The organism is Capsulimonas sp., assembly GCF_039929585.1.
Classification (GTDB): Bacteria; Armatimonadota; Armatimonadia; order Armatimonadales; family Capsulimonadaceae; genus Capsulimonas.
This window is the reverse complement of the sequence record NZ_JBDSQY010000041.1, coordinates 1-24,579: the sequence shown is the minus strand read 5'-3', so window position 1 is coordinate 24,579 and position 24,579 is coordinate 1. Positions and strand designations below refer to the sequence as shown.

Annotated in this window: 20 protein-coding genes, 2 tRNA genes and 1 pseudogene; 7 read left to right on the top strand and 16 right to left on the bottom strand. The window is 59.1% G+C overall.

Annotation, left to right across the window (positions count from 1 at the left end; all coding sequences use genetic code 11):
* Positions 1 to 25: 25 nt before the first annotated feature.
* Together ABIZ35_RS02815 and ABIZ35_RS02810 are read right to left on the bottom strand one after the other, a co-directional pair.
* A complete protein-coding gene (locus ABIZ35_RS02815; protein ID WP_348218351.1) occupies positions 26 to 895 on the bottom strand; it encodes an MqnA/MqnD/SBP family protein in 870 nt (289 codons plus the stop codon).
* 157 nt (positions 896 to 1,052) lie between these two features.
* Positions 1,053 to 1,418: a metalloregulator ArsR/SmtB family transcription factor gene (locus ABIZ35_RS02810; RefSeq protein ID WP_348218350.1), complete on the bottom strand. Its 366-nt coding sequence runs from the start codon at positions 1,416 to 1,418 to the stop codon at positions 1,053 to 1,055.
* 142 nt (positions 1,419 to 1,560) lie between these two features.
* On the opposite strand from ABIZ35_RS02810, the gene ABIZ35_RS02805 reads away from it, so the two are divergent.
* The 3 genes from ABIZ35_RS02805 to ABIZ35_RS02795 all read left to right on the top strand — a co-directional run bounded on the left by ABIZ35_RS02805 (position 1,561) and on the right by ABIZ35_RS02795 (position 4,989).
* On the top strand, positions 1,561 to 2,295 hold the full coding sequence (locus tag ABIZ35_RS02805; protein ID WP_348218349.1) for an SDR family oxidoreductase: 735 nt from the start codon (positions 1,561 to 1,563) through the stop codon (positions 2,293 to 2,295).
* Positions 2,296 to 2,510: 215 nt separating this feature from the next.
* Positions 2,511 to 3,956 (top strand): family 16 glycosylhydrolase, encoded by a 1,446-nt coding sequence (locus ABIZ35_RS02800; RefSeq protein WP_348218348.1) that lies wholly within the window; start codon positions 2,511 to 2,513, stop codon positions 3,954 to 3,956.
* A gap of 19 nt (positions 3,957 to 3,975) precedes the next feature.
* Positions 3,976 to 4,989: a LacI family DNA-binding transcriptional regulator gene (locus tag ABIZ35_RS02795; RefSeq protein WP_348218347.1), complete on the top strand. Its 1,014-nt coding sequence runs from the start codon at positions 3,976 to 3,978 to the stop codon at positions 4,987 to 4,989.
* 33 nt (positions 4,990 to 5,022) lie between these two features.
* On the opposite strand, the gene ABIZ35_RS02790 is transcribed toward ABIZ35_RS02795, so the two are convergent.
* From ABIZ35_RS02790 to ABIZ35_RS02765, 6 genes are all read right to left on the bottom strand, one after another.
* Entirely contained in the window at positions 5,023 to 5,850 is an 828-nt protein-coding gene (locus ABIZ35_RS02790) for a DUF1559 domain-containing protein (protein ID WP_348218346.1), read from the bottom strand.
* Between the two features lie 86 nt (positions 5,851 to 5,936).
* A complete protein-coding gene (locus tag ABIZ35_RS02785) occupies positions 5,937 to 7,394 on the bottom strand; it encodes a hypothetical protein (protein WP_348218345.1) in 1,458 nt (485 codons plus the stop codon).
* Positions 7,395 to 7,489: 95 nt separating this feature from the next.
* Positions 7,490 to 8,362, bottom strand: coding sequence for a DUF1559 domain-containing protein (locus ABIZ35_RS02780; RefSeq protein ID WP_348218344.1), 873 nt, complete (start codon positions 8,360 to 8,362; stop codon positions 7,490 to 7,492).
* A 141-nt stretch (positions 8,363 to 8,503) separates the two neighbouring features.
* Positions 8,504 to 8,923, bottom strand: coding sequence for a VOC family protein (locus ABIZ35_RS02775; RefSeq protein ID WP_348218343.1), 420 nt, complete (start codon positions 8,921 to 8,923; stop codon positions 8,504 to 8,506).
* 130 nt (positions 8,924 to 9,053) lie between these two features.
* On the bottom strand, positions 9,054 to 9,620 hold the full coding sequence (locus ABIZ35_RS02770) for a GNAT family N-acetyltransferase (RefSeq protein WP_348218342.1): 567 nt from the start codon (positions 9,618 to 9,620) through the stop codon (positions 9,054 to 9,056).
* A 47-nt stretch (positions 9,621 to 9,667) separates the two neighbouring features.
* Entirely contained in the window at positions 9,668 to 14,296 is a 4,629-nt protein-coding gene (locus ABIZ35_RS02765) for a glutamate synthase-related protein (protein WP_348218341.1), read from the bottom strand.
* Positions 14,297 to 14,516: 220 nt separating this feature from the next.
* Here ABIZ35_RS02765 and ABIZ35_RS02760 point away from each other — a divergent pair, with 220 nt between their 5' ends.
* Complete coding sequence (locus ABIZ35_RS02760; protein WP_348218340.1) at positions 14,517 to 15,002, top strand: hypothetical protein; 486 nt, start codon at positions 14,517 to 14,519, stop codon at positions 15,000 to 15,002.
* Positions 15,003 to 15,010: 8 nt separating this feature from the next.
* Here the strand turns inward: ABIZ35_RS02760 and ABIZ35_RS02755 are convergent, their stop codons facing one another.
* From ABIZ35_RS02755 to ABIZ35_RS02735, 5 genes are read right to left on the bottom strand one after another with little or no spacing between them, the layout of a single operon-like run.
* Positions 15,011 to 15,418 (bottom strand): hypothetical protein, encoded by a 408-nt coding sequence (locus tag ABIZ35_RS02755; protein WP_348218339.1) that lies wholly within the window; start codon positions 15,416 to 15,418, stop codon positions 15,011 to 15,013.
* Between the two features lie 53 nt (positions 15,419 to 15,471).
* Positions 15,472 to 16,554 (bottom strand): DNA polymerase III subunit, encoded by a 1,083-nt coding sequence (locus ABIZ35_RS02750; protein WP_348218338.1) that lies wholly within the window; start codon positions 16,552 to 16,554, stop codon positions 15,472 to 15,474.
* Between the two features lie 18 nt (positions 16,555 to 16,572).
* Positions 16,573 to 16,917 carry a cyclic-di-AMP receptor gene (locus ABIZ35_RS02745; protein WP_348218337.1) on the bottom strand — a complete coding sequence of 115 codons (345 nt, stop codon included), beginning with the start codon at positions 16,915 to 16,917 and terminating at the stop codon, positions 16,573 to 16,575.
* On the bottom strand, positions 16,914 to 17,537 hold the full coding sequence (gene tmk / locus ABIZ35_RS02740; protein WP_348218336.1) for a dTMP kinase: 624 nt from the start codon (positions 17,535 to 17,537) through the stop codon (positions 16,914 to 16,916). Before tmk ends, ABIZ35_RS02745 begins: the two co-directional genes overlap by 4 nt.
* Before the next feature lie 10 nt (positions 17,538 to 17,547).
* Positions 17,548 to 19,341 (bottom strand): R3H domain-containing nucleic acid-binding protein, encoded by a 1,794-nt coding sequence (locus ABIZ35_RS02735; protein WP_348218335.1) that lies wholly within the window; start codon positions 19,339 to 19,341, stop codon positions 17,548 to 17,550.
* Between the two features lie 273 nt (positions 19,342 to 19,614).
* Between ABIZ35_RS02735 and ABIZ35_RS02730 the strand changes: the two genes are divergently transcribed.
* The 3 genes from ABIZ35_RS02730 (at position 19,615) to ABIZ35_RS02720 (ending at position 23,538) form a co-directional block, all read left to right on the top strand.
* A complete protein-coding gene (locus tag ABIZ35_RS02730; protein ID WP_348218334.1) occupies positions 19,615 to 21,078 on the top strand; it encodes a S41 family peptidase in 1,464 nt (487 codons plus the stop codon).
* A 45-nt stretch (positions 21,079 to 21,123) separates the two neighbouring features.
* Positions 21,124 to 22,458, top strand: a complete 1,335-nt coding sequence (locus tag ABIZ35_RS02725) for a S41 family peptidase (protein ID WP_348218333.1) — start codon at positions 21,124 to 21,126, stop codon at positions 22,456 to 22,458.
* 90 nt (positions 22,459 to 22,548) lie between these two features.
* Positions 22,549 to 23,538: a LysM peptidoglycan-binding domain-containing protein gene (locus ABIZ35_RS02720; RefSeq protein ID WP_348218332.1), complete on the top strand. Its 990-nt coding sequence runs from the start codon at positions 22,549 to 22,551 to the stop codon at positions 23,536 to 23,538.
* An 18-nt stretch (positions 23,539 to 23,556) separates the two neighbouring features.
* On the opposite strand, the gene ABIZ35_RS02715 is transcribed toward ABIZ35_RS02720, so the two are convergent.
* The 3 genes and pseudogenes from ABIZ35_RS02715 to ABIZ35_RS02705 form a co-directional block, all read right to left on the bottom strand.
* Positions 23,557 to 23,645 (bottom strand) — tRNA-Ser (locus ABIZ35_RS02715).
* 37 nt (positions 23,646 to 23,682) lie between these two features.
* Positions 23,683 to 23,758: transfer RNA gene (locus ABIZ35_RS02710), tRNA-Arg, on the bottom strand.
* 175 nt (positions 23,759 to 23,933) lie between these two features.
* A pseudogene (locus ABIZ35_RS02705) lies at positions 23,934 to 24,579 on the bottom strand (hypothetical protein); the annotation flags it as partial.

Below are 24,579 nucleotides of genomic sequence, written 5' to 3'. Positions count from 1 at the left end.
GGCAATAAGCCCGGCTTTCATTCTTCTAATCGACAAAGGTGACGGGCTGCTGTACGGGTGGTATCAGCTTTCGCTCGGCGGCCTCGGTCAGCAGCAGCTCCACGCCGCGCTTTCCGCGCTCGCCAAGGTCCAGCGTCAGTTCATTCACGTACATACCCACAAATTTGTCCGCCATCTCGGTTTCCAGATCGCGGGCGTACTGCATAGCGTGTGCGAGCGCGTCCGCCCGGTGCGTGAGGGCGAACTCGATCGAGCGGCGCATGACGCGCGACATCTTCTCGGAAAGCTCCACGCCCAGATCGCGCTTGATCGCATTGACGCCCAGCGGCAGCGGGGTCGCCGTGCGATCCTTCCACCAGACGCCGAGGTCCACAACGGTATGGAACCCTTCCGCCTTGTGCGTCAGCTGTCCTTCGTGGATGATCAGACCGGCGTCCACATTGCCTGCCCGCACTTCGTCCATAATGGCGTCGAAGTAGGTGAACACGGGCTCGAACGGCTTGCCGTCCATATAAATCTGAAACGCCAGATAAGCCGTGGTCAGCGGGCCAGGGATCGCAATGCGCTTCCCTTCCAGCTGCTCCGGCGTTGTCGGCTCCGTGGTAATGACCATCGGCCCATAACCGTCGCCCATGCTGGCGCCATGCGCGAGCAGCGCGTACTTGTCCTGAACGTACGCGTACGCGTGCAGCGAGATCGCCGTGGTGTCCAGCTTCCCCTCGCGCGCCCATTCGTTCAGCGTCTGGATGTCCCGCAGCACATGCTCGAATACCAGCCCCTCGCTGTCGATCTTGCCCTCGGCAAGCGCATAAAACATAAATGCGTCGTCCGAGTCCGGGCTATGCCCCAGAGTCAAAACGCGCTGCTCAGTATCGGTCGCGGGTGAGACGCTCATTGTCGGAACCTCCTGCTTCTGACCAAATTGTACCTTTTTTCACAATGTGTGTCAACGGGTGAAAATCCGTCAAGATCACAACATTTTACGATGCAGCCACAGAGGTCTAAAGTTCGGACATTGGTTGTGAATAAAGGCCATCAGCAGTTATTCGGCCTTAGAAGACTTCTATGGCGTCCATTGACTTCTTCTTCGCCTCAATTTGCACCGAGTGGGCAGTGATGATCGCGAGCAACAGGCCTGGGTAGCGTGCGTCCACTTCGTCATAGCGCGAGGTGTTATGCATCTGAGTGCCATGGCGTTCGCCACGCACTAAGCCCGCTTCGCGAAGAATACGCATGTGCTGCGAGAGAGTCGATTTCGGGATGGGATGATCCAGCACGTTCACCAGCATGGTGCAATTCTTCGGGCCTTCCTGATAGACGATCTCATAGAAAAGCGCCACACGTATGGGGTCAGCGAGCGCATGCAAGATAACCTCAAGCGGAACGTCTTCGATGTCTGGGTGGACAAGTGGCTTCATCTGTTCGGATTCTCTGGTATTGGGAGTAGCGAGTATACTGTCCTCCGGCGGCTTCTGTCAATACTATATTGTTGACAAGTTCCGAACTTATGAACTATACTGCTGTTGTCGACTATTATTGAGTATTGCGAAAGGAACAGTTATGGGAAAGCTTGATGGAAAGATCGCCGTGATTACGGGGGGAACGAGCGGTTTGGCGCTGGCCAGCGCCAAATTGTTCGTTGAAGAAGGGGCCTATGTGTTCATCACGGGCCGAAGGCAAGAAACTCTGGATAAGGCCGTTCAGCTAATCGGCCGAAACGTGACCGGCGTGCAGGGCGATGCGGCCAATCTGGACGATCTGGACCGTCTGTTCGATACGGTAAAGCGGGAAAAAGGCAGCATCGACGTGCTATTCGCGAGCGCTGGAACGGCGGAAGCCGCCAAGATCGGCGAGATTACGGAAAAGAACTTCGACACAACCTTCGGTCTGAACACGCGAGGCACGCTCTTCACGGTGCAGAAGGCGCTGCCGCTGTTCAACGATGGCGGATCGATCTTCATGACGGGGTCGATTGCTTCAGTCAAGGGCTGGCCTGACTGGGGAGTGTATGCGGCGAGCAAGGCTGCGCTGCGCTCCTTCGCCCGCACTTGGCTCAACGAACTGAAGGACAGGAACATCCGGGTGAACGTGCTGAGTCCGGGGCAGGTCCAAACACCGATTCAGGAGCAGTTGTTCGACGCCGAGGCGATGAAACAGTTAGAATCCTTAATCCCGAGGGGAAAGATGGGCCGCCCTGAGGAAATTGCGACGGTGGCGCTGTTTCTTGCTTCCGACGACTCGAGCTATGTGAACGGAGTGGAGTTGTCTGTCGACGGCGGAACTTCGGCGATATAAAATTGCCGTCTCCATGTATGGATATTGCGGGCGGATTTCCGGCTGTAGCCTCGTGGTCAACCGGGAAGCCGCCTAGCTCGTTTGCAGCCTTGCGCTTGACAAGCCGGAACGCGTATGATATATTGATACATCAAGTACGGTCGGGTGACGATACTATCAGCAAAGGGTTCATAGTTCTCTTTGCTACAAACGCGATATTGCAAGGGAGCATGTCTATGTCTATACGCATCTACGGAAGTCAATCCCAAATGGCGAGATGGCGGGCGCCTGTCATTTTGATCGCATCTGTGGCGATACTATCAGGAGGCGTTCGCAGCGCCTGTGCATACACGGATATTCCCACAAGTTCAGCCAATTGGAGCCAGAATTGGGCGGATGAGTTCAGCGGCCCCGCTCTCGATTCGAATAAGTGGTACGCCAACAACGCCAAAGAAGGCGCGGATCATTATGCGCTGGCGACAAACAAAACGGCGAACGGGAGCATTCAGTCGTCCGGCGGGGTGTCATACTATCAAATGCAGGCGCGTAAGCAATCGGCGACGGACGCGGAGACTGGCGCGGCTTTCGATTATACATCCGCAGCGGCCAATACTCTTTTGTCAGGTCAGCCGTTTGGGTTCTTATATGGCGAAGTCGTTTGCCGCGCAATGGTTCCCACCCCCAGCAGCGGACAGGGTTCCTGGCCGGCCATTTGGCTGCTGCGGACGGATCTTGTTTACTCTGACGAAATCGATGTTATGGAGAACCTGGGCGGCACGGCCCTCTACTATACTCTGCATTATGGATGGAATAATATTCAAGACGAAAGCGGGCCCATCACGCCGCCGGTCGATCCACGCGGCCGATGGCTCCAGTATATCATGCAGTGGTATCCCGATCATCTTTCTTTCTATATTGATGAGGAGGATGGGCGCGGGCCGGTACTGCAATATCAAACAAAGACAGGATCGCAAGGCGGCATCCCAAATCACCCGATGTTTTTGAAGCTAGACGAGCAGATCGGCGGATGGTCCGGCGACCCAGGAGCAATTACGAACTGGCCTCTGAACTTCAAAGTAGACTATATCCGAGTTTACCAGACCGCGCCCGGAGGCGTTTTATCTCCGCCGGCAAATGTCACGGCGACCGGAGGCGGCGGCAAGGTGACGCTCTCATGGAACGCCTCTCCAGGAGCAACCACCTATAACGTTTATCGTGGCGCCAGCGCAGGAGGAGTCAGCCCAGTTGTGTACGCTTCGGGGATTTCCAGTACGTCTTACACGGATACAAATGTGACGGCCGGCTCTCCGTATTACTATTATGTTGGGGCGCAGAATAGTTATCCCGGAACGCAGTACAGCAGCGTATACAGTCATTGGGGAAATGAAGCATCCGCCACGCCGGACCTTCCGGCGCCCGCGAACGTGACTGCGGTCGGCGGCAGCGGAAAAGTGACGCTCTCATGGACGGCTGTTCCAGGCGCCGCGACGTATAATATCTATCGTGGACTCAGCGCCAATGGAGTCAGCTCAAACGCCTATGCTTCGGGCGTCTCCGGGACGACCTACATCGACATGGGCGTGACAAATGGAACGCCGTATTATTACTATGTGGGCGCGCAGAACGGCGGCGTTTACAGCCATTGGGGAAATGAGGCGACCGCCACGCCGTCTAGCCAATAAAGGTAATATAGAGATCACGATGAAAAACAAGAGGCCGACGCTTGATGATGTTGCAAAAAGAGCAGGTGTCAGCAAGTCCGCCGCAGCGGCGATTTTTGTGCAGAAGCAATCCACGGTGCGGGTATCTCCGGAAACACGCAGCCGCATACTTCTGGCCGCCCAGGAAATGAACTACCGGCCCAACGCCGTGGCGACATCGCTGCGGCGTCAAAGTACAAATACGATCGGGTACTACACCGGCTACGTGACGGTCGACCTGCGTGTCCCCTTCCACAACCATCTACTAAACGGTATACGTCAGGCATGCGACGAACAGAAGCGGCATCTGCTGCTTCAAGGAACGTTTCCCGACACGCCGATCGAGCAGATTTACAACGACTTGACCGATGGGAAGATCGACGGGCTGATCCTGCACAGCCATGCCGGTCATCCCATCTTGGATTATCTGCGTCAGGATCGTCTGCCGGTGATCTCGATCGCCGAGAAACTTGCGGGCTTTTCCGCAGTCACGATTGACGACGCCGGCGGCTCGAATAGTATCGCGGAGCATCTGCATGCGCTTGGCCACAGACACATCTTATATCGGGCTCCTGGAGACGTTCACACAACCTCTCAGCGGTATCCCCAGTTCATGACCATGGCCTCGGAGCTTGGTATGGAAGTCGTCCGGGACTCTCACCTCGGATCGTTCGGCGAAGTCAGCGCCATGGAAGAAGAACTTCTCAGGTCTGGCGGCCGCAGCCACCCCACGGCCATTGTCTGCTGGAACGATCTTTTCGCCCATCAATTTATGAGACACTGCAAAAAGAATGGGATTAAGATCCCTGACGATCTTGCGGTGACCGGGTTCGACGGTTACGCCCCCCACCCGTTCTTCGAGGCGGCGCCAGCATACGAACTGACCACAATTCGTGTTCCCTGGGTGGAGATCGGGCGCATCGCGGCGCAGCTGCTTCTGAAACAGATCGGCGGCGCGGAAATTCCACTGGAGACACTTGTTCCAGTGGAATTCGTTTGCGGTACGACGAGCTAAGCGATGACAGCCTCCCATCGGCCCCTTACTGTTCTACTGAGTGCTGAAAGTCGCGGCGACGGGGAGAGTTCCGATGGCTCCGCTCGTACCGGCCGCCTCGGGGCTGAAAACCTGGTCCTGCACTCCGGTTTCCGTCTTTGCGTCATATCCTCCGGACACGGCGTTTGAGCGCAGCCACTTAGCGTGCAGATCCGCCAGCAGGTAATTCGATCCATCGGTATGCCGACCATTTTGCGCTTGAAAGTGGCAATCGCCCGTCCGTCCGCCAAGATACCCGGTGGCGTATTGCAGGCCGGAGCCGGGGCACGCAGGGATGGCGGCGCCGCCGCTGGGATCGTACCCTCCGCCAATTCCGCGCGCAGCCGACGAGCCGCTCTCGGGATTGTCCGGCGTCGACAGCGCGATATCGTACCCGGCGTCATTAGCGACTTCACACAGAAAGACCGTTTTTGCAGGAGCGTTCAGCTGCGCAATCGAAATCCCGATATTGCTCCCCGTGCCGTCGTATGCCCCCGTGTGGATCTGCATGTTTTCGTTGATAGCGTAGGAAGAAACACGGCCTACGGCGGGATCGTCCGGGCACTTAAAAACAGCGGCGCTTTTAATATAAGGCATGATCTGCCCCGCCCATCCCGTGCCGCCCTGATTGTAGTTGCTTGTCCCTTGCGGAAACGCTTCATCGGAATCTTGGACATATTGCGTCACGGCAATTCCGCATTGCTTCATGTTGGAGAGGCAGCTGACCTGGCGGGCTTTCTCTCTTGCTTTTGCGAAGACGGGAAATAAGATCGCGGCAAGTATCGCAATTATTGCGATTACAACAAGAAGCTCAATTAAAGTAAAACCATTCGTCTTTTTCATTTATTTCTCTCAGAAATGACAAAAATGATGCATCAATACATCAAGACTTAATAAATATATCATAGTCTCCTGCGGATGTCAAGCGACTATTCCGTCAAGACCATCAGGACCGGAGAATCCGGCAGCGTTATTTCTTTGAGGACAATGTTGGCTCCCACTTGGTGGAAAGCGGGATGAATGCGTACATCAGTCATCATATCAATGATCTCGATCTTAGCCACCTTCTTATTGTCGGTGATGGTGATTTCTCCCGCTCTTGGCGAGAGGTCGGAGCTGGCGCGCTCGGTTGACCAGAGCGCCACCGCCCGCGCGCCCGACGGCTTCACAAACTGGTACGCCCGGATCGCGCCGGAGGAGGCCAATTTGCCGCTATCCCACACGATCGGCCAGGTGTCCGGACGATCGTCGTAGGGCGACACTCTAACGTCGCCCCAGGTTTGCACCTTCCAGCCTTCCATAACACGAACGAGACGTTTGACAGCATAATACGAAGGTTTGGGCTTCAGATCATGTGTGACAAGTCCAAAGTTCCATTCCGGATCATGTGGGTTAACGCCATGATCATCCTCAAAGTCATAGACCACGGAAACCGTGACGCCCAGCCCAAGGGATTCTACAAAGCGTCGCTGGATATATTTTGCCTGAGCGGTCTGCGTGTATCCGGCGTACGCGTTCGGGGCGGTCGGCTGGTATGTTGGGAAACCCCATTCGGTCAGCCACATCTCCTTTGGACCATGATACTTTTCGGACTGCTCGCGGTACATGCGAATCTGCGAGGCAAACGTCCCCTGGGCGTCGGCGGTCGCAATCCCGTCACGGGCGACGATCCCGCCGTTGCTCGGATATGGCACGAGTTCCGGGGCCGCACGCATGCTGTAAGGGTGATCAACGACACCATCCACCGAGGGAGATATTCCCATGGCGAGCTGATGGAAGTTTACGGGCGCCACGGATCCCAGCCCAATGACCTTCACATTCGGGTCCGCAGCCTTGATCGCCACGGCGGCCTTGTTGATCAGTGTGACATAACGGCCGACCCAAGGCTCGACCCTCCCTTCTTTGTTAATGCCGTTCCAAGAACCGTTGTCTTGTTTCGTATAACCAAAATTCGCCGGTTCGTTGAGAATTTCAAATGCGTCGACATCGCCCTTTAGCTGCTTGGTCATTGCCGCCGCAAACGCGGCATAGGCCTCTGGATCATAGGGATCCTGGTAAAGACTGTTTCCGCCGTCGATTGTAAAGATCAGCTTCAGTCCATGAGCATGGACTGCCTTGATCCATTCTCTCGTCTTGGGTGGCACGACGTAAACGCCCTTTTGCTTTTCAATGGAACTCCAGTCCACCCCATCACGGACCCAGCCGACACCGGTACTTGCGAGCAAAGGCAGGCATTTTACGCCATACTGCGCCAGATGCGTGGCGATTCCCATCTGCATGTTCCGTGCGGCGTCAGCGCTCGCTGGATTCTGGCTGGCTGCCTGGAGCACGAGGGCTATGGGAATCACGGATCCTGTGGCTAGTTTCACGAAGGGCATTTGTTTCATTGATGGCCGCCTAACGACTGATGTATTGATACATCACTATTGAATACAATATAACATGACCTCGTTTATTTGTCAAGCGCCAGTATTGCTATCCATCAAAGTGGGCTGAATGTGGCTATGAAGTTCTTAGGCGCGCGTCCCATCGTCGCCGTGCCGGCGGCAATGCCGTCGGGATCGCCGAATTGGTTGACGCCCTGGTCCTGGTCGTTGTTGGGGTCGGTGTTGGCGTAGCCGGGGGAGACGAATTGGGGGCGCAGGAATTTGACGTGGCCGTCGGCGAGCACGAAGTTGGAGCCGTTGGTGTGGCGTGCGCGGCCGAGGCGCTGGTAGGAATCGCCGGTGCGCGGCGGGTTGCCCATGCCGTTGGCGCCTCCGGGGCCGGTGGCGTAGTCGGCGCTGCAGAAGTAGTCGATATAGCCGTTGCTGGTGTCGCCGCCATCGACGCCTGGGGACGCGCTGAAGAGTGTGGTGCTGTCATCGTCGGCATTGAGCAGGTTGGCCTGCGCGCCCTGAACCTCCACCAGCAGCACGGTGGAAGCGGGGGTTAGCTGGGCCGCCAGCGAGCCGCCCGGCTGCCCGCCGTCCAGGTTCGCGTTCATGGCGTAGGAGACGGGATAGTCAGTCTCGTTCAGGCCGTTGAGGTTGGTGGTCTGACTGGTGGAATCGTCGGGGCATTTGTAAACAGCGAGGCTCTTGACGTACGGGAAGATCTCGGCGCCCCACCCTGCTCCCGTGGGATACGGAACGCCGCGATGGTCGCCGGGCATCCGCTCATCGTTGTCCTGCACATATTGAAGTAGACCCAGACCAATCTGCTTTTCGTTGGAAATGCAGGCGATTTGCCTGGCCTTCTCTCGTGCGCCGGCGAACGCGGGAAAGATGATGGCGGCGATGATCGCAATGATGGCTATCACGACGAGGAGCTCGATCAGAGTGAAGCCTTGGCTGGCGCGACGCTCGTCAAACATACCGTTCTCCTTACCCTTAAGTGAAAGGCTCTTTATGGGAAACGTGCGCCGTATCGAAAACGGTTCGGCAATTTGTAAACATTCTGACACGAAATTTGAGCCCGGTGAATGATCTCTCATTCGCCGGGCTTTATTATTTTCTTATCCGAGCGACTTCTCGCAGTTGACCATCCACGGAATGCCGAATTGATCGGTCACCATGCCGAAACGGATAGCCCAAAATGTCTCTTCAATCGGCATCAGCACCGATCCGTTTTCCGACAGCGCCCCGAAAACTCGCTCGGCTTCTTCGGGAGTGTCGACGAGAAGCGAGACGGAAAAGCCCTGAGGCTTTTCGTAGCGCCCTGCAAAAGCGTCCGACCCCATGATCACGGTGCTTCCGAGATCCAGACGCGCGTGCAGGATTGCGTTGAGCATCTCGGGGGGGAGCTGCGCTTTGTCCTCCGGCGGCAGCCCCTCATGGTTCATCATTGCGACGATCTTGCCGCCCAGGTGCTGCTCGTAAAACTTGAAAGCGGCCTCGCACCGGCCGTTGAATGTCAAATAGGCGTTTGCTTGCATGTGATCTTTGCTCCTGTGATTTCCCGATCTGAGTAAATTCGGTCTTTCAAAGAATAGTCGTTCGGCGTCCTCAAAAATCGACAACGCAAGACAGGTAATGTAAATATCTTTTTGGAGGAGCGCTTTTTGATTATTCGACGTGAGCGCGAATGGCGTAATGCTTGTGGTCGCGCCACCCTCGCTCGGGATGCCGAATAATATGCTTGATCACATCGATCTCACGGAAGCCGCATTTCGTGAGGACACGCTGGCTGGCCGTGTTTTCCGTGTCGGCGTAGGCGTTGATCTGAAAGGATTCGCCGCCACAGAAGACAAGCATGAGCATCGTTCGAACGGCTTCCGACATCAGGCCGCGTCCCTGAAATTCTTCAGAGAGCCAGTAGCCAAGCTCGGCGGACCTTATGTCGTGATTGATCGTGGAAAGGCCGATGCGTCCGCAGAACCCCTCTTCTTTATCGAAAATGGCGTAATGCCATTCGGTGCCGGCGATCATGGCGGAAATGGTTTCGCGGATGTTCTGCTGGACGCTGGTAAGATTGCTCTCACGGGACCAGACAAACCAGCGGCTGAAGTTATCGCGGCTGCGCTCGATCGCGTCATAGACATCCTGGGCGTCATCCTGCTCGATGGGACGCAGGATCAGTCGAGGCGTGCGCAGTTCGGGAAGATCGGAGATGGTAATATATCGCAGAGCCATAAGAAAAAAGCCACGCCTCCGGGGAGACGTGGCCCTTGGTGAGGTGATTACTCGGTGGAGACTGTCTGATCCACCTGAAGGTTGACGGGCTGAACTTTGACGAACGGAGCTTCGTCGCGCAGCATGCGCGCCACCAGACCGTCGGTGCGGTCGGCTTCCGTGTGCTGGTCGGCGTTGCGCAGTTCGTGCGCATAAACCGTCAGCAGCTCGGCGATGCTCTGCTTGTCCTTGTCGTTCAGATCCGCCACGGCGACATTGGCGCCGCGACCGATGCGGCGCATGATCGCCGCGCGATCCAGGCCCATTTCCGGATTCAGCTTGATGTAGACGACGCCGCCGGTCATGCCCGCGCACATCCACGGTCCAGGATCACCCAGAACCACGGCGCGTCCGCTGGTCATGTACTCAAAAGCGAAGCCCTTGATATTGGCCCGGGCGCCGAGGCATCCCAGAGCGTCGTTCAGTGGCTCGCGGATCTCGCCGCCGATAACGATGTCCGCGCCCGAAAGGCGGATACCACAGCGGGAGTCGGCGTCGCCCTGGATCAGGAACGTTCCACCTTGCGCGCCGTAGCCGAAGCCCTTGCCCACGGATCCGTCCACGCGCTCGCCGCGATCGTTCAGGCCACGCAGAATGACGACCTTGCCGCCATACGCGCCCTTCGCGACACCGTCCTGCGCGCCGCCCTGAACGCGAACATTCACAAACGGGCTGTTGAACGCACCCAAACCGTTGCCGGGAATAACATCCTGGAAGGTCAGATCGGCGGTCTTCAGCGGCGTGTGGTTCACTTCGCCGCGCGCGATGGCGCCGGCAAGGTGTGTTCCCAGCTCGCGGTCGGTCGGGTTGACGCGGTCGTCCTCGAACAGCACCACATCGGCGCCGTCCTGGGTCTGCTCCGCGACCATGGAAGAGATCAACTTGCTCATGTAGGAGAGAGGCCGGCGGATGCGCTTGGCGACCTTGTCGCTGAATGCATCTTCATTGCCGGCGGTGGCCGCGAGGCCGTAGGTGATCATGGGAAGGACCGGCGCGGTCAGCTCAAACAGATCGACGAGCTCCTGTCCGCGAACCTGCTCCAGCAGATCGCTCTTTCCGACCATTTCCTGCGTGTTCACGAAGCCAAGCTGCGCGGTCAGATCGCGGATCTCGTCGCCGATGCTGCCAAACAGCTTGCACAGCGCTTCCACCGCCGTGACGGGTTCGCGCGGCACGAACCGCTTGAGGCCGTGCGCCTGCGCCTGTTCCAGCGTCTCGATCTGCGTGGCGATACCCACATGGCAGGTATCGAGCTGGCAGCCGTGACAGACCGTACAGCCCGTCGCGACCATCGACAATGTACCGAAGCCGCAGCGGTTAGCGCCGAGCAGGATCATCTTGACGACGTCCACGCCGTTCTTCATACCGCCGTCGCACCAGAGTTCGACTTCGTCCCGAACGCCCGCCTGCACCAGAGCGCGGTGAGCTTCCTTGACGCCGATCTCCACCGGCATACCGACATGCTTCAGCGCGTGGATACGCGCCGCGCCGGTGCCGCCGTCATACCCCGAAAGGGTGATGATGTCGGCGCCCGCCTTCGCAACGCCCAGGGCGATCGTGCCGATACCGGGAACGACCGGCACCTTCACGGAGACCTTGGCGCGCGGGTTGGCCGTGTGCAGCTCCTCGATGATCTGCGCCAGATCTTCGATCGAGTAGATGTCATGGTTATTGGACGGCGAAATCAGGTCGACGCCGGGCGTCGCATGACGCGCCAGAGCGACCTTGACCGAGACCTTCTTGCCGGGCAGGTGGCCGCCCTCGCCGGGCTTGGCGCCCTGGCCGATCTTGATCTCCAGGAAGTCGCTGGCGTTCAGCATTTCGATGTTGACGCCGAACCGTCCCGATGCGATCTGCTGGCCGCGATTCTTGCGGAACTTGCCGTACATGTCCTTGATTTCGCCGCCCTCACCGTTCATACAAACGATGTTAAGCTGGCGGGCCGCCTCGGCGTACGCCCGGAAAGCGATCTCGCTCTGCGAACCGAACGACATGGACGAGATCATCAGGGGCAGATCATGCTCCTTGACCCGCGTGTTCGACAGGTTGCGGTCGATGGGCGTCCGCTTGTCCAGGCGAAGATCCAGCAGGTGACGCAGGGAGACCGGCGTATCCTTCTCCTGGTTCTGCACCTTCTCAGTGTAGGCGGAGTACGGGGCCGTTCCAGCGCCGACCTGACCGGCCAGCTTCCAGACCTTCGGGTAGAAGCGGAGGTCTTCGCGCTTCTTCACCGGAGTCTCGGAACGCGCCGTTTCCAGTCGCTTACGCGCCTGCTCGTCCATCCGCAGGAAGGAGAAGCCGGCCTTGGATGAGCCGCAGAAGTTGCGGATCTCCAGCGTCTGCGCCACTTCCGAGTGCAGACCGATGGACGCGAACATGCGGCCATAGCCGCGCAGTTCGTGCGTTCCCATCGTCGAGATGACCTTCTCCAGCCCCTTTTGCAGGGTCGAGAGCAGCTTGTAAAGACGCGTCGCCTTGTCTTCCTCGGTGGTGTCGGCGGGACCGCCCGCGATCGCCTGACGCATCATCAAATACGGGACCACGGCGTCCGCGCCGTTGCCCACTGCAAAGATGATGTCATGCAGGTTGCGCAGACCGCCCGAACGCAGCACCAAGCTGGAGGTGCGGCGCAGCGCCGCAGCGCCGGGCTCGTCGCTGACAGCCTTCAGGCGCAGGGCCTTGTCCACCGTGATCAGCGCCAGATGCGGATCCAGAGGCAGCGTATTTTCGGTGAACGCCGTGGTGTCGTCCAGCACGAGGATTTCCACCCCGCCCTGCACCAGCTCCACCGCGCGCGCCGCAATTTTTTCCACCGTCGCCTGCGCGGTTTCCGAGGTCGAGTAGACAATCGGAAGGACGGCGACTTTATCGGCGCCGAAGTAGGCGAAGACGCCTTCCAGCGTGGTCGATCCCACCTTCGCCACAGTTTCGGCGATCAGCTTGGCGTCCAGATGGGCGCCGGTCGCGGCGACATCCGCCAGGATCGGAACCTTCAGCTCAATGGCGCGCTCCGGCAGAGCATCATTCTCAGTCAGGCCCGGGCGCGGTCCCAGCGTCATGCGGGTGGAGAAGTGCTCCATCTCGCGCTCGCGGTCCATGGCCGGGTTGGTGACGACGGCGACGGCTTCCTTGAAGTAGTCGGCAAGCGACTGCTTCTCGGGCGAAAGCGACGCCAGCGGTCCATCGTATCCGAGCGAGCCGATCGGCTCGTTGCCGGTCTTGCAAAGCGCCTCAACGTAATCGACGTCCTGAGAAGCCCAGTTGAACGCCGCAACGCGGTTCGCTTCCAGCGGAAGCGGCTCGGGCGCGTTCAGGGACAGGCTGGCGTCGTAGGCCGTGATATCCTTACCAAGCTTGAGCGAATCGTGCACCTGGTTCAGATCCCAGTGGGCGCGCGAGCGGCTCAGCGCGGCGCGCTGCAGCTCGTGGTACGGGATCACATCCGAGCCGGTGTTGCCCGGAGTGCGCCGGACCTGGATCGCGACTTTTTCGCCGGGAGCCAGCGGCTTGGGATGGCCAAGAATCACAGAGATCGGAACGACGCCTTGCTCCGAAGAGAAGAAGTATTCCGTGGCCGACTCGCCGAACCACAGCGGGCGAAGGCCCAGGGCGTCCACGCCGAAGACGCACTCGTCGCCGTAGCGCGAAACGATCGCGGCCGGTCCCTGCGCCAGTGGTCCGAGGACCCAGCGGTAGTATCGATACAGGGCGCGCAGATCGTCGGGCAGCGCATCGACTTCTTCGGCCATCGGCGGGAAGATCACTTCCGAGGCTTCGATCAGCGACAGGCCGTGGTTGACGATGAGACCATGCATCGCGCGGTCCATATCCTGCGAGTCCGAGCCGTCGTGCGTGATCGGAATGCCGAGCATCTGCGCTTCGCGGCGCAGCTTATCGACGGTGTTGATCTCGCCGTTGTGGCCGAGCAGCGCAAACGGCTGCACGCGCTCGAAGTTCGAAAGCGTGTTGGTCGAATAGCGCGAGTGCCCCAGACAAATGACGCTCTGGAAATCCGGCGTCGAAAGCTGAGGATAGTAATGGTCGAGAATGTCCGCGTTGCCATGCACCTTATAGATAGCGATGTGGCGGGACAGCGACACGACGTGAACCGGCGTGTCCTTTTCGATCGCCAGCTGCGCGGCGAACAGGGCGCGGTCGCCCGCAAGTCCGCCGCCGGGTGCGAACTCTGGGGTCAAACCGGCGACCTGCCAGAACTCGGGCTCGTTAGAGCGGGCGATCTTGCCGAGGGCGTCGTGACGCACATCACCGTGGTCTTCGACGAGAAGGGTGATCCCCTGCGCCTTCAGCATGCCGCGCACGCTGTCCTTGATTTGTTCAGCCTGGGCGGCAAACTTCATCGGGATGAAGAAGTGTCCGACAAAGAAACGCGGATCTTCCGCAAGCGCGGCGTTCTGGCCGGCTTCGTCCTGGAGGTCGCGCGCCCACAGCAGGCGTGGGATATCGGTTTGGACGCCGCAGCCGTCCCCTTCGCCATCCACTCCACCGGAGCGATGACCCATCTTTTCGAGTGCGTTTATGGCGCGTTTGACGGTCCCGTGCGAGGGCGTTCCATCCTTACGGACGTAGGCAATCAAAGCACAAGCGTCATGTTCGTCATTTTCGCGATAGTTGAGCACGGGCAGCATCCTTCTTGATATTACAATCTCGTGATATTAAAGTCTCGAGGGCAGTTCCGATCGGGCAATAGAGTCGAGTGAAAGTGATAGGGCAACAACAATGTCGCATAAAATGCAGACCCTATAAAGGCTAAATATTATAGCACAATCAAATAATTGATTACAACCCTGTAACCTGCAAAATCTGCGGTCATTCCCCCACCCAGGTATAATGGTTTCCATGACCGATTCCAACAATTCAAAGACCGCCGCGCCGGCGCGCCCGCCTCTGCCCAAAGCCCTGCAATGGATCCTGCGCATCACCGGCGTCGTTGCGCTGCTCCTCTTCCTGACGCCCACAGTGTACGTCATCAAATACTGCTTTATTGATAGTCCCCGGGAGAGTCGCCTCGCGGCCCAGTGGAGCACGGGAAAGGACGACCCCGCGCTTCTGAACGCACTCGCCTCCACGGACCCCGACAACATCGCGCTCGCCACAAAGACGGCCCAAAAGCATGCCTCCGCCCCCTATCGCCTCGCGGCCGTACAGTCGCTGGGGAAGATACTCGCCGTCAAAGGCGTCTCCTACCGAAGGCCGATGGAGACAGTGACAGCGAAGGCGACTCTGGGACAAATCGCAGTGCATGACAAGGACCCCGCAGTTCGGAGCGCTGCATCGACGATTATTGGAGAGATCGCAAAAAACGGCGCGGTGCTGCGGCGGTAGGCCACTCGTCAATACAACTTTGGCCACACCAGCGGGTGGCCGACCGACGGATGATGAATACCAAGAAGCGAGAAGCAAAAGGCGTAGGAATGTGGGCCGGAGCGGTAGAGGACGGCGTCGTCGCAGAGAAGATCGCGATGTTCGAAGTCGCGCTCGGTGGTGAGCCAGAAGACAAGGCGGTCGTTCTCCCAGGTCATACGCGGGAGCATCTCGATGTCGGCGGGCCAGCTGTGTCCCGGAGCGAGGCGGCAGAAGATCGCGACGGGGTATGATTGCTCGTCCACACGCCATGTCGCGGTGATTTTGGGGCTGGGCAGGCGCTCGTATTGGCTGTCCGCCACATCGAAGGATGGCGGCGGATCGCCGGTGGCGAAACCAATGACCGTATGAGGCTTTCGATACAGCACGAGATACATACCGTGCGCCCCCCGCGCGACCGACGATCACGAAAGTCGTTCAAGCGTTCAAATCATCCCCGCAGCGCGGCAAGCTCCGCGAATAGCAGTTCCGTGGCCAGCTGCGCGTTGGCGTTGCGCTCAATCCCCTGACGGATCGAGAAGATCAGCGACATCGCCTTGATCAACGCCTCCTCGGAATAGACAGTCACCGATTTCTTTAACTGCTCCCCGCGATCGGCATTGACAATTACCGCGCGTGAAGCCCCCATCACGCGCAGCGCCGTCAGATCGCGAAAGTAGACCGCAAGCATACTCAGGGCGTTCAGAACCGGCTCCCGCGCGCTGCGCTCCTTTTCGTCGCCGCCGGCGTCGCCCACGTCCGATTTCAGTTTGGGCGCCAGTTTGCGAAACTCCTCAGCCAGCTTGAAACTCGCGATCTGCGGGGCGCGCATCGCTTTGTCGGCAAGGTCCAGCAGTTCGTCGCGCCCGGCCAGAAGCTCTGGAGAGCGCAGGAGAGAAATGGCGCGGCCGATACGCCCTTCGGAGTAAGCGGCGAGGAAACGCGCCTGATCGGGATCGGCGCCGTGACGCGCGATCAGCACCGTCTCGATCTCCGACGCCGGGAGTAAGCCAAAGTGAATGACCTGACAGCGGGAAACGATAGTCGGCAGCAGGGCCGCTGTGGACGACGCGGTAAGAATAAAATGAGCGTAAGCGGGCGGTTCCTCCAGAGTTTTGAGGATACTGTTTCCAGATGTCCCGTTGCCGCCGCGCAGTCCTTCGGCTTCTCTGATGATGAAGACTCGTTTCGGCCCCGCCATGGGCTCGAAGTGCAAGTCGCGCAGCATAGCGCGCTCTGAAGGATGATCCTTGCTTTCTGAGCGCGGCCAGAGCTGGGCGACACTTATAGTGTTGGATTTCCCCGCCGGCTCCACCATGCGCACATCCGAATGCGTTCCCGCGAAGACGCGGCGTGTCACGGCGTCGTCAGGCGACGCCGCGCCGCAAAGTTTGGCGGCGAACAGCTGCGCCGTCGTGGTTTTGCCCACGCCGTCCGGCCCGACAAATAAATAGGAGCCGGTCAATCGGCCTTCCTGAAAGGCGTGCTCCAGGGTAGCGACCGCGTTGGTCTGTCCGACAATCTCTTCAAGCATGAATTTGAATACGAACCGTTAGAATTTGTGGAAGCTGTCCACATCCAGAACAAAGGCGACGGCGCCGCCGGATTCAACGGAAATCGGCTGTGGGTGCAGCGCCGCCATGGCGCCGGAAAGCGCCCCCTGCTCGCCGAAGCCCGCCGCGTTGACGAAGCGCTCTTCGGATTTACACGATGATTTGATCAGGTCCAGAACGCGCTGCACGGCGTCATTCTGAGAACCGATCAGAAGCGTGCAGTTCCCCTGGCGGAGAAAACCGCCCGTACTGCCGATCTTGGTGTACGTAATGCCCTCACGGATGAGCAGGTCGTGCAGCCTTTGCTTTTCCCGCTCGCGAATGATCGCGACCACGAGTTTCATTCGGCGTCGCCCAGCAGGTCCTGCACCGCGCCCCACACCAAGTCGTAGACATTGTCCGGCGGCAGCGAGGCGTCGATGATCCGAAACCGATCCGGCTCGGCGGCCGCCATCTGCTGAAAGCCGTCCCGAATACGTGTGTGAAAGGCGATCGCCTCTCCTTCCATCCGCGTGCGATGGGTTTGGCGCGTGAGGCCGACCCCGGGATCGATATCGAACAGCAAAGTCCGATGCGGCGTCAAGCCGCCGGTCGCAAATTGGTTCATGGAAGCGATGGCGTCCCGATCCAATCCACGCCCGTAGCCCTGATACGCCATGCTGGAATCGGCGTAACGGTCGCAGAGCACAACGCCGCCATGATCCAGATGAGGGCGGATCGTATGCGCGACGTGCTGGCTTCGGTCGGCCAGCATGATGAACAGCTCGGCCCGCTCGTCGACGGAAACGCCGACGGGCGGGTCGAGCACCAATTGCCGCAGCTCACGGCAGAGGGCGCCATCACCCGGCTCGCGGGTCACCAGAATATCCTGGCGGCCCATCGAGCGCAGGCGAGTGGCGAGCCGGACGATTTGGGTCGTCTTGCCGGCGCCTTCGACGCCTTCGAATGTTACGAATAGCGACATCGCTCCGCCCTTATGGTCTGCTGATCCGAACGCGGCGGTTCGGCTCGGCGCCGATGCTTTCAGAAAGCATCTTGTAGTTCTCAGCCGTTTGATGCTGCAATCGCCGCAGGAACGGGCCTTGCGGCGCCAGCTCCAGCGAGTTCAGACCGCCGCTCTCATCATTGATGATCTCTTCGATCGCTTCTTCCGCGAGCTGAACGGCCATATCTTCTTCGGAGATTTCAATCGGCATCCGGAAGATCTCGCGCAGCACGTTTTCGATCTGAACGTAGGTGTTGCTCTTGATCACATACGTCGGGATGTTACGGCTGATTCCCTCTTGCAGCTTCGCCGGCTCCTTGCGGTAATTCGCTTTTAAGGCGATGATCACATCGCCGTCTTTGACGTTGTTACCGATGAAGGCCGGGACGCGCAGTGTGCGGATTGCTCGCTCCAATCGGCTGCGGCTGACGCCGTATGGGAAGATCGTGACCGTCGCCGGCAGAGCCTTGCCGTTGCTCAGCGTCGGCGCGGCTGGCCCGCCATCGGCGGCCGGAGGCGCGATGCGCGATCCCTCACGCGCGCCCCCTCCGCCGCTGTTGCTACCGTGGCCGTGGTCTTCGAACAGCGACCCTGTTCTCTCCACCGGCTCGCGCTGAGCTTCGATATCGGACTTCTGGATGATATCGACCTGCCCGTTAGCGTTGCGCACACGGATCTCGGGACGCGGCTGGCCGCCGCGAAGCATCTTGTCGACCGTGCGCATGACGTCGTGATGGATCGCCAGCTTATCGACTTCCATGATCTCGATGATCACGTCGAAGGTCGGCGGCGACTTGCGCTCCAGAACCGTCTTCTGCGTGCCGCGCTTCTTCGCTTCTTCGTCGGACAGCGTGACCGCCTGAATGCCGCCGACCATGTCCGACAGGGTCGGGTTCATGAGCAGGTTTTCCAGCGAGTTGCCGTGCGCCGTGCCAATGAGCTGAACGCCGCGCTCGGCGATGGTGCGGGCGGCGAAGGCCTCCTGCTCCACGCCGATCTCGTCGATCACAACGACTTCCGGCATATGGTTCTCAACGGCCTCGATCATAACGCCGTGCTGATCCTCAGGAGTCGCCACCTGCATGCGCCGCGCCCGTCCGATGGCTGGATGCGGAATATCGCCGTCGCCGGCGATCTCATTCGAGGTGTCGACAATAATGACGCGCTTGCCGAACTCATCCGAAAGAACACGGGCGACTTCGCGCAGTTTGGTCGTCTTGCCGCGTCCCGGCCGTCCGAGCATCAGAATGCTCTTGCCGGACTCGACGATATCGCGAATGATATCGATTGTCCCAAAGACGGCGCGTCCAATACGACAGGTCAGACCAATGATCTTGCCCTGCCGATTACGGATGGCCGAAATTCGGTGCAGCGTGCGCTCGATGCCCGCCCGGTTATCTTTTCCAAAAGCGCCAACGCGCGCCGTCACAAAGGCGATGTCCTCGTTCGTGACTGGAATTCCTTCGCGCAGCCATACCACGCGCCCGTCGGAAAAGCGCGCCTCGGCGTCGCGGCCCAGGTCGAGAACGATTTCGATCAAACCTTCCACGGTTTCTTCATGCTCGAGCACGGCGCGCAGCGGCGGCGGCAAAACTTCGAGCAGCTGCCCCAAGTTATCGGTCACCCGAAGCTGGTTCGCCGAAAGCGGCGGAACCGTCACGCTCGTTCCGATTGCATGTCCATTCTGTCCAAATGCTGTCATACTTCCACCATTACGGCCTTCGAGGCCGTCATTGTCCGGCGTATCGCCGGGAAAAATCTGGGAAGACTGTCGATCATCCATAAGTTAATTGTTTTCAAACCCGTTACTTGGGAATTGACGCGCATCGATTATTATTTGACGCGCGCGGCGTAGGCGGATTGAGCTGAATATCCAGCGGGTATTCTAAAAACCGAGGGGATACTCATCCTAATCATACCCGGAAACCCCGGCAAAGCATACAGGAACATAACCGGCAGTTTTTCCGTTTATATAGGATAAGACGGCATGGTATAATGCCATATTGCTTACGTTGGCGGATCGCCGCCCTCATCGACGGAAAGGTCGTGATTTCCAGTGACGATTTCAACACGTGGAATAGTCGCCGGCGCTGCGCTCACCGCGCTGACCGCAGGTACATTCGCTTTGGGGATGCGTCTCGGTCCCGAGCACTCTCTTGGACACAATCTCGCCTCCATTCAAACCGCGCAGGGAGACGGCGGACACGCCGGAAGTCTGCATCTCGCTTCCTATCAGACCAGCGCCGCCAAAACCAAAGCGACGGATGCTGACACGGATACGGACGATGCAGAGGCAGGAAGCGACCCTGGCGCCACTTTTCAGGAAGTTTATCTGAAGCTGAAGCGCAATTACGTGGAAGGGGTCCCGGACGATACCATCCTCGCGCATGGCGCCGCCTCCGCGATGGTCGCCTCCCTGGGCGATCCGCAATCGCGCTTCTTAGAGCCCGCCCAGATGCAGGAGCTCAAGGAGGAGATGCAGGGATCCTATCATGGGATAGGCGCAACCACCTTCATCCGTTCGCTCCAGCATGGCGACCCTAAAGCCACGAAGGATACCGATATCCCCGGATATATCGAATACCGGCTGACCGTCGTCGCGCCGCTCCCCGGCAGTCCCGCCGAGAAGGCTGGCCTGCTGCCCGGAGACGTGATTACCGAAATCAACGGCAAGTGGATCGCCACTTACGACCCGATCACCGCCGCCACCAAGGACTTGAAGGCCGTACAGAACGATCCGGTCTCATTCAATAAACTGGCGAAGGAGATCCAGGCGAAGGTCGATTCCGCCGTCTCGCTCTCGGAAGCCTTGAAGCAGCTGACCGGCGACACCTCGGATAAGTTCGTGCTGACGGTATCCCGGCCCGGCCAGGACAAGCCGCAGACTCTGACCCTGGACAACACAGCGCCGACGAAAGTCACCCCCGTCGCCTCGCGCACCCTGCCCGGCAACATCGGATATGTCAAGATCACGCAGTTCACCGAATCGGCTCCAGAAGCCTTCGGTACGGCGCTGAGCACGTTCGGCGCGGACACCAAGGGTCTCATTCTGGACCTGCGCAACTCGCCCGGAGGCCTGCTCGATAGCGGCGCGGCGATCGCGGGCAAGCTGACGACCGCCAAATCTCTGGGCATTGTCCAGCTGAAGGGCAAGAAGGAAAGCGCCATCGCGATCAAGCCCTCCACCACGATTGGTTATCCCATCGTGGTGCTCGTAAATCGAGGCACGGCGAATACAGCCGAGCTGCTCGCGGACACACTGCACCGCAGCGGCGCGAAGCTGGTCGGCGAAAAAACGTTCGGCGACGCGACGGATGTTTCTCCGGTCGCCCTGCGCGACGGCTCCGGTTTCACGATGACGGTCGGACAGCTCTTTACTTCGGCGCACGGCGTGTTCAACGAAATCGGCGTCAAACCCGACATCGTCACACCGCCCAACGCGTCGCCAGAGGAGCCGCTGACGCAGGCGATCGGTCTGCTCTCCGGACAGGTCGCGGGATTGCCGGCGATACACGGCTAACACATTGGGATTTGGACAAAGAGACCAGGATTTAGGACTTCGACAATGACCATTAAGAATTTTGCGGGAAGGGCTTTGGGAGTAGCGTCACTGCTGTTCGTTGCGTTCGCGGGAGGCGTCAGCTTCCAGGACTTCCGCAGCGTGCGCACTGCGGATGAATTTGTATCCGCCGCGAAACTGCTGCCAATGCGACTGGAAACAGCCTATCTCACGGCGGCCCAGGCGCAAACCAGTCCTTACACCCCCTATCAAACATACGCGGACGTTCTCACGACGCTGCGCGCGAACTACTACGGCAAAGACATTGACTCGACCCAGATGACCTACAACGGCATCCGGGGCATGATGGGCTCGCTGAAGGATCGCTACACGCGCTTCGTGGATCCGAAGGCGTACAAAGACATGATGGATGATAACCACGGCGAGTTCGTGGGGATCGGCGCGCTTCTCGGCACGAACAAAGCCGAGCAGATCTATGTCGTACGCGTTCTGCAAGGCGGCCCGGCTCTGCGCTATAAAGTAATGGCGGGCGATATCATCCTTAAGGTCGACAGCAAGTCAACGCTGAAGATGAAGGACACCGCAGTCGTCAAGCTCATTCGCGGCGAGGCGGGCACAAAGGTCACCCTAACGCTGCTGCGCAAGGACGCCCCTGCCCCGGTGGTCATCACCATGCCGCGCGAATCCGTGCAGCAGGAAGTCGTTCAGCATAGCATGATCGATCCGGTCAACAAGATCGGCTATATCTCCCTGAGCGTCTTCAACGAGGAAAGCGACGTTCAGGTGGACAGCGCGCTTCTGGACCTGCAAAGCAAGGGTATGAAGGGATTGATCTTCGACCTGCGCGAAAATCCCGGCGGTCTGCTGGATATCGCCCAGCGCATCGCCAGCCGATTCATCCCGGCCGGCCCCGTCCTGTGGATTAAGGACCGTACCGGTCCGATGCAGTCACTCGACGCGATCCCGAGCCTGCACCGCAACCATCTGCGCTTCCCGCTGGTCGTTCTGGTGAACGGCGGCAGCGCCAGCGCCGCCGAGATCGTCTCAGGCGCGATCAAGGACACCGGATCCGGCACGCTGATCGGTGAAAAGACCTTCGGCAAAGGCTTAGTCCAGACAGTGATGCCCCTGCACGATCGCAGTGGGATCCTGATCACGACCCAGCATTACTACACCGCGATGAAGAATGATATCAACCACAAGGGTATCGAGCCGAACATCACGGTGAAGTACACGGACGATGACCAGCGCAAAATGTACGCCTATCTGCGCGAGCATCCGGAAGCGACGTACGATCTGCAGAATGACACGCAGCTCCAGCGCGCTCTGACGGAAGCCATCCAGCGCACCCGCGTCGCCAGCGCCCGCCCCTGGGAATAGAACGCCCATCACCGATACGCCCCGCAGTCCCATCGACTGCGGGGCGTTTTTTGCTCATATCCACGCGAAAAAGAACGAACGAACACTCACATGAGCGAACAAACGCCTTTCCCCGAATCCAGCTCACACGACGAAACGCCGCACACACACGACGAATTCGCCTCCGACGTCGCTTTGAGACGGCAGCTAAAATTGTTCAAAGCGCTGGCGGGAATCGCCGTCGCCGCCCTGCTGGCCGGGGGCGGTTACATCGCCTATCAGCGCCATCTGGGGCAGCCGGTATCGATCTTGATCGATGGTAAGCCAATCGTCACCGTGCAAAATCAGCAGACCGCCAACTCAGTTCTTGCTGCGTCGGAACGGAAAGCGGCGGGATTTGACGTCGGCCCCAAAGACGTCATCCGGCTGCAAAAAGTGCAGTTCGTTCATGTGTCGGGCAGTGAGCCGATCGACAGTCCCGAGACGGCTCAGGATAAGCTCGCCGGCCGTCTGAAGCTGCATGTGTACGCATACGCGATCTCCGTCAACAAGCATGTCACGGTGGCGCTGCCCACTGAGAAGGATGCCGACAAAACCCTGGATCTCATCAAGGAGCACTTTGCCCAGGAGCCGCCAGATTCGAAAGTAGTCGGCGAGCCGGAGTTTTCAGAGCACGTCGTGGTGTCGCGCAAAGCCGTCGATCCCGCGCGGATCAAAAGTTCGCCCGAAGACGCGGCGGCGTTCAGCTGGACCCCGCCCCCCGCCAAGGAGTACACCGTCAAGCCGCACGAGACGGGTTATGCGATCGCCCGAAAAAACAAAGTCAGCTTCTCGGATTTCCTCAAGGCGAACGCCGGCCGCAATTTGAACAAACTCATGCCGGGCGACACGGTCATCATTCAGAAGAACCCGCTCCCGCTGACGGTGCTGGTCAGGAAACAATTACAGGCGAATGAGAAGATTATTCCGAACGCTCCCGAGGACCAGGCAGGCCTGCGCGCCGTCACTTATCTGGTGACATACGCCAATGGCGCGGAGATCCGGCGGGAAGTTCAGAACATGATGACAATCAAAAAGCCCCGTACACGTACGGAGCTTTGAGAATGGACGATGGGGAAATGGCGGAGAGGGAGAGATTCGAACTCTCGGAGGTTTTACCCTCACCCGCTTTCGAGGCGGGCGCACTAGACCAACTATGCGACCTCTCCAGGTATCACGACCGTCCGGCGCGGAAGTCAGTGGATGTGGCGCCCTCGGGCGGAATCGGACCGCCGACACACGGTTTAGGAAACCGTTGCTCTATCCACTGAGCTACGAGGGCAAGGTCCCCACGGCCGCTGCGCGGCGCGGTGACGACAATGCGCCGGTCGATTGGTTGTTATTATACCGAGCGCGGGGATGGTTGTCAATGGGGAATTTCTCGATGAGAACTACGAACCCGGGTATAAAACCCGAGTTTTTATTCGGGGTTTATGCCCGACGAACGATTGCTCCGCCTACCCTAACTCTTCCTGTTCCGCAACCGCCTTTTCCCACGCCGACAGCGCCCCCATCAGCTCATCTTGAAGCCGTGTGTGTTCTGCGGCCAAAGTCACCATCTCCTGCACGGACTCGCTGGGGGAGGCGAGCTTCGTTTCCAATTCACCGATGCTCGCTTCGATCTTGTTGACGTTGGCTTCCGTCTTGACAACGAGTTCTTTGGCCCTCGTGCGCGCCTTGCTGAGGTCACGGAAGTTCAGGCCGGACTTGCCTCCGCCGCCAGCGCCGTTGGCGACTGCTGCGGGAGCGGGGGCGGCTTTAACGACAGGCGCGGGAGCAGGCGCCGGCGCCGTTTTCTTTACTGGCTCAAGCTTAGTGTGATCGAGTTTAGGACGCGCGGCGGGATCGTTCGCCTTTTGCGCTTCGCGCCAGGCGGCGTAGTTGCCTTCAAAGAAGACCATACTGCCAGTGCCGGTGAGCGCCAGGGTTTTGTCGGTGGTCGCGTTGAGAAGATACCGGTCGTGCGAGACGATCATGAGAGTGCCGTTGTAATTCGACAGCATCTCCGTCAGCACTTCGCAGCTCGCGATGTCCAGGTGGTTCGTCGGTTCGTCCAGAATCAGCAGGTTACACGGCTCCAGGATCATGCAGGCCAGGGCGAGC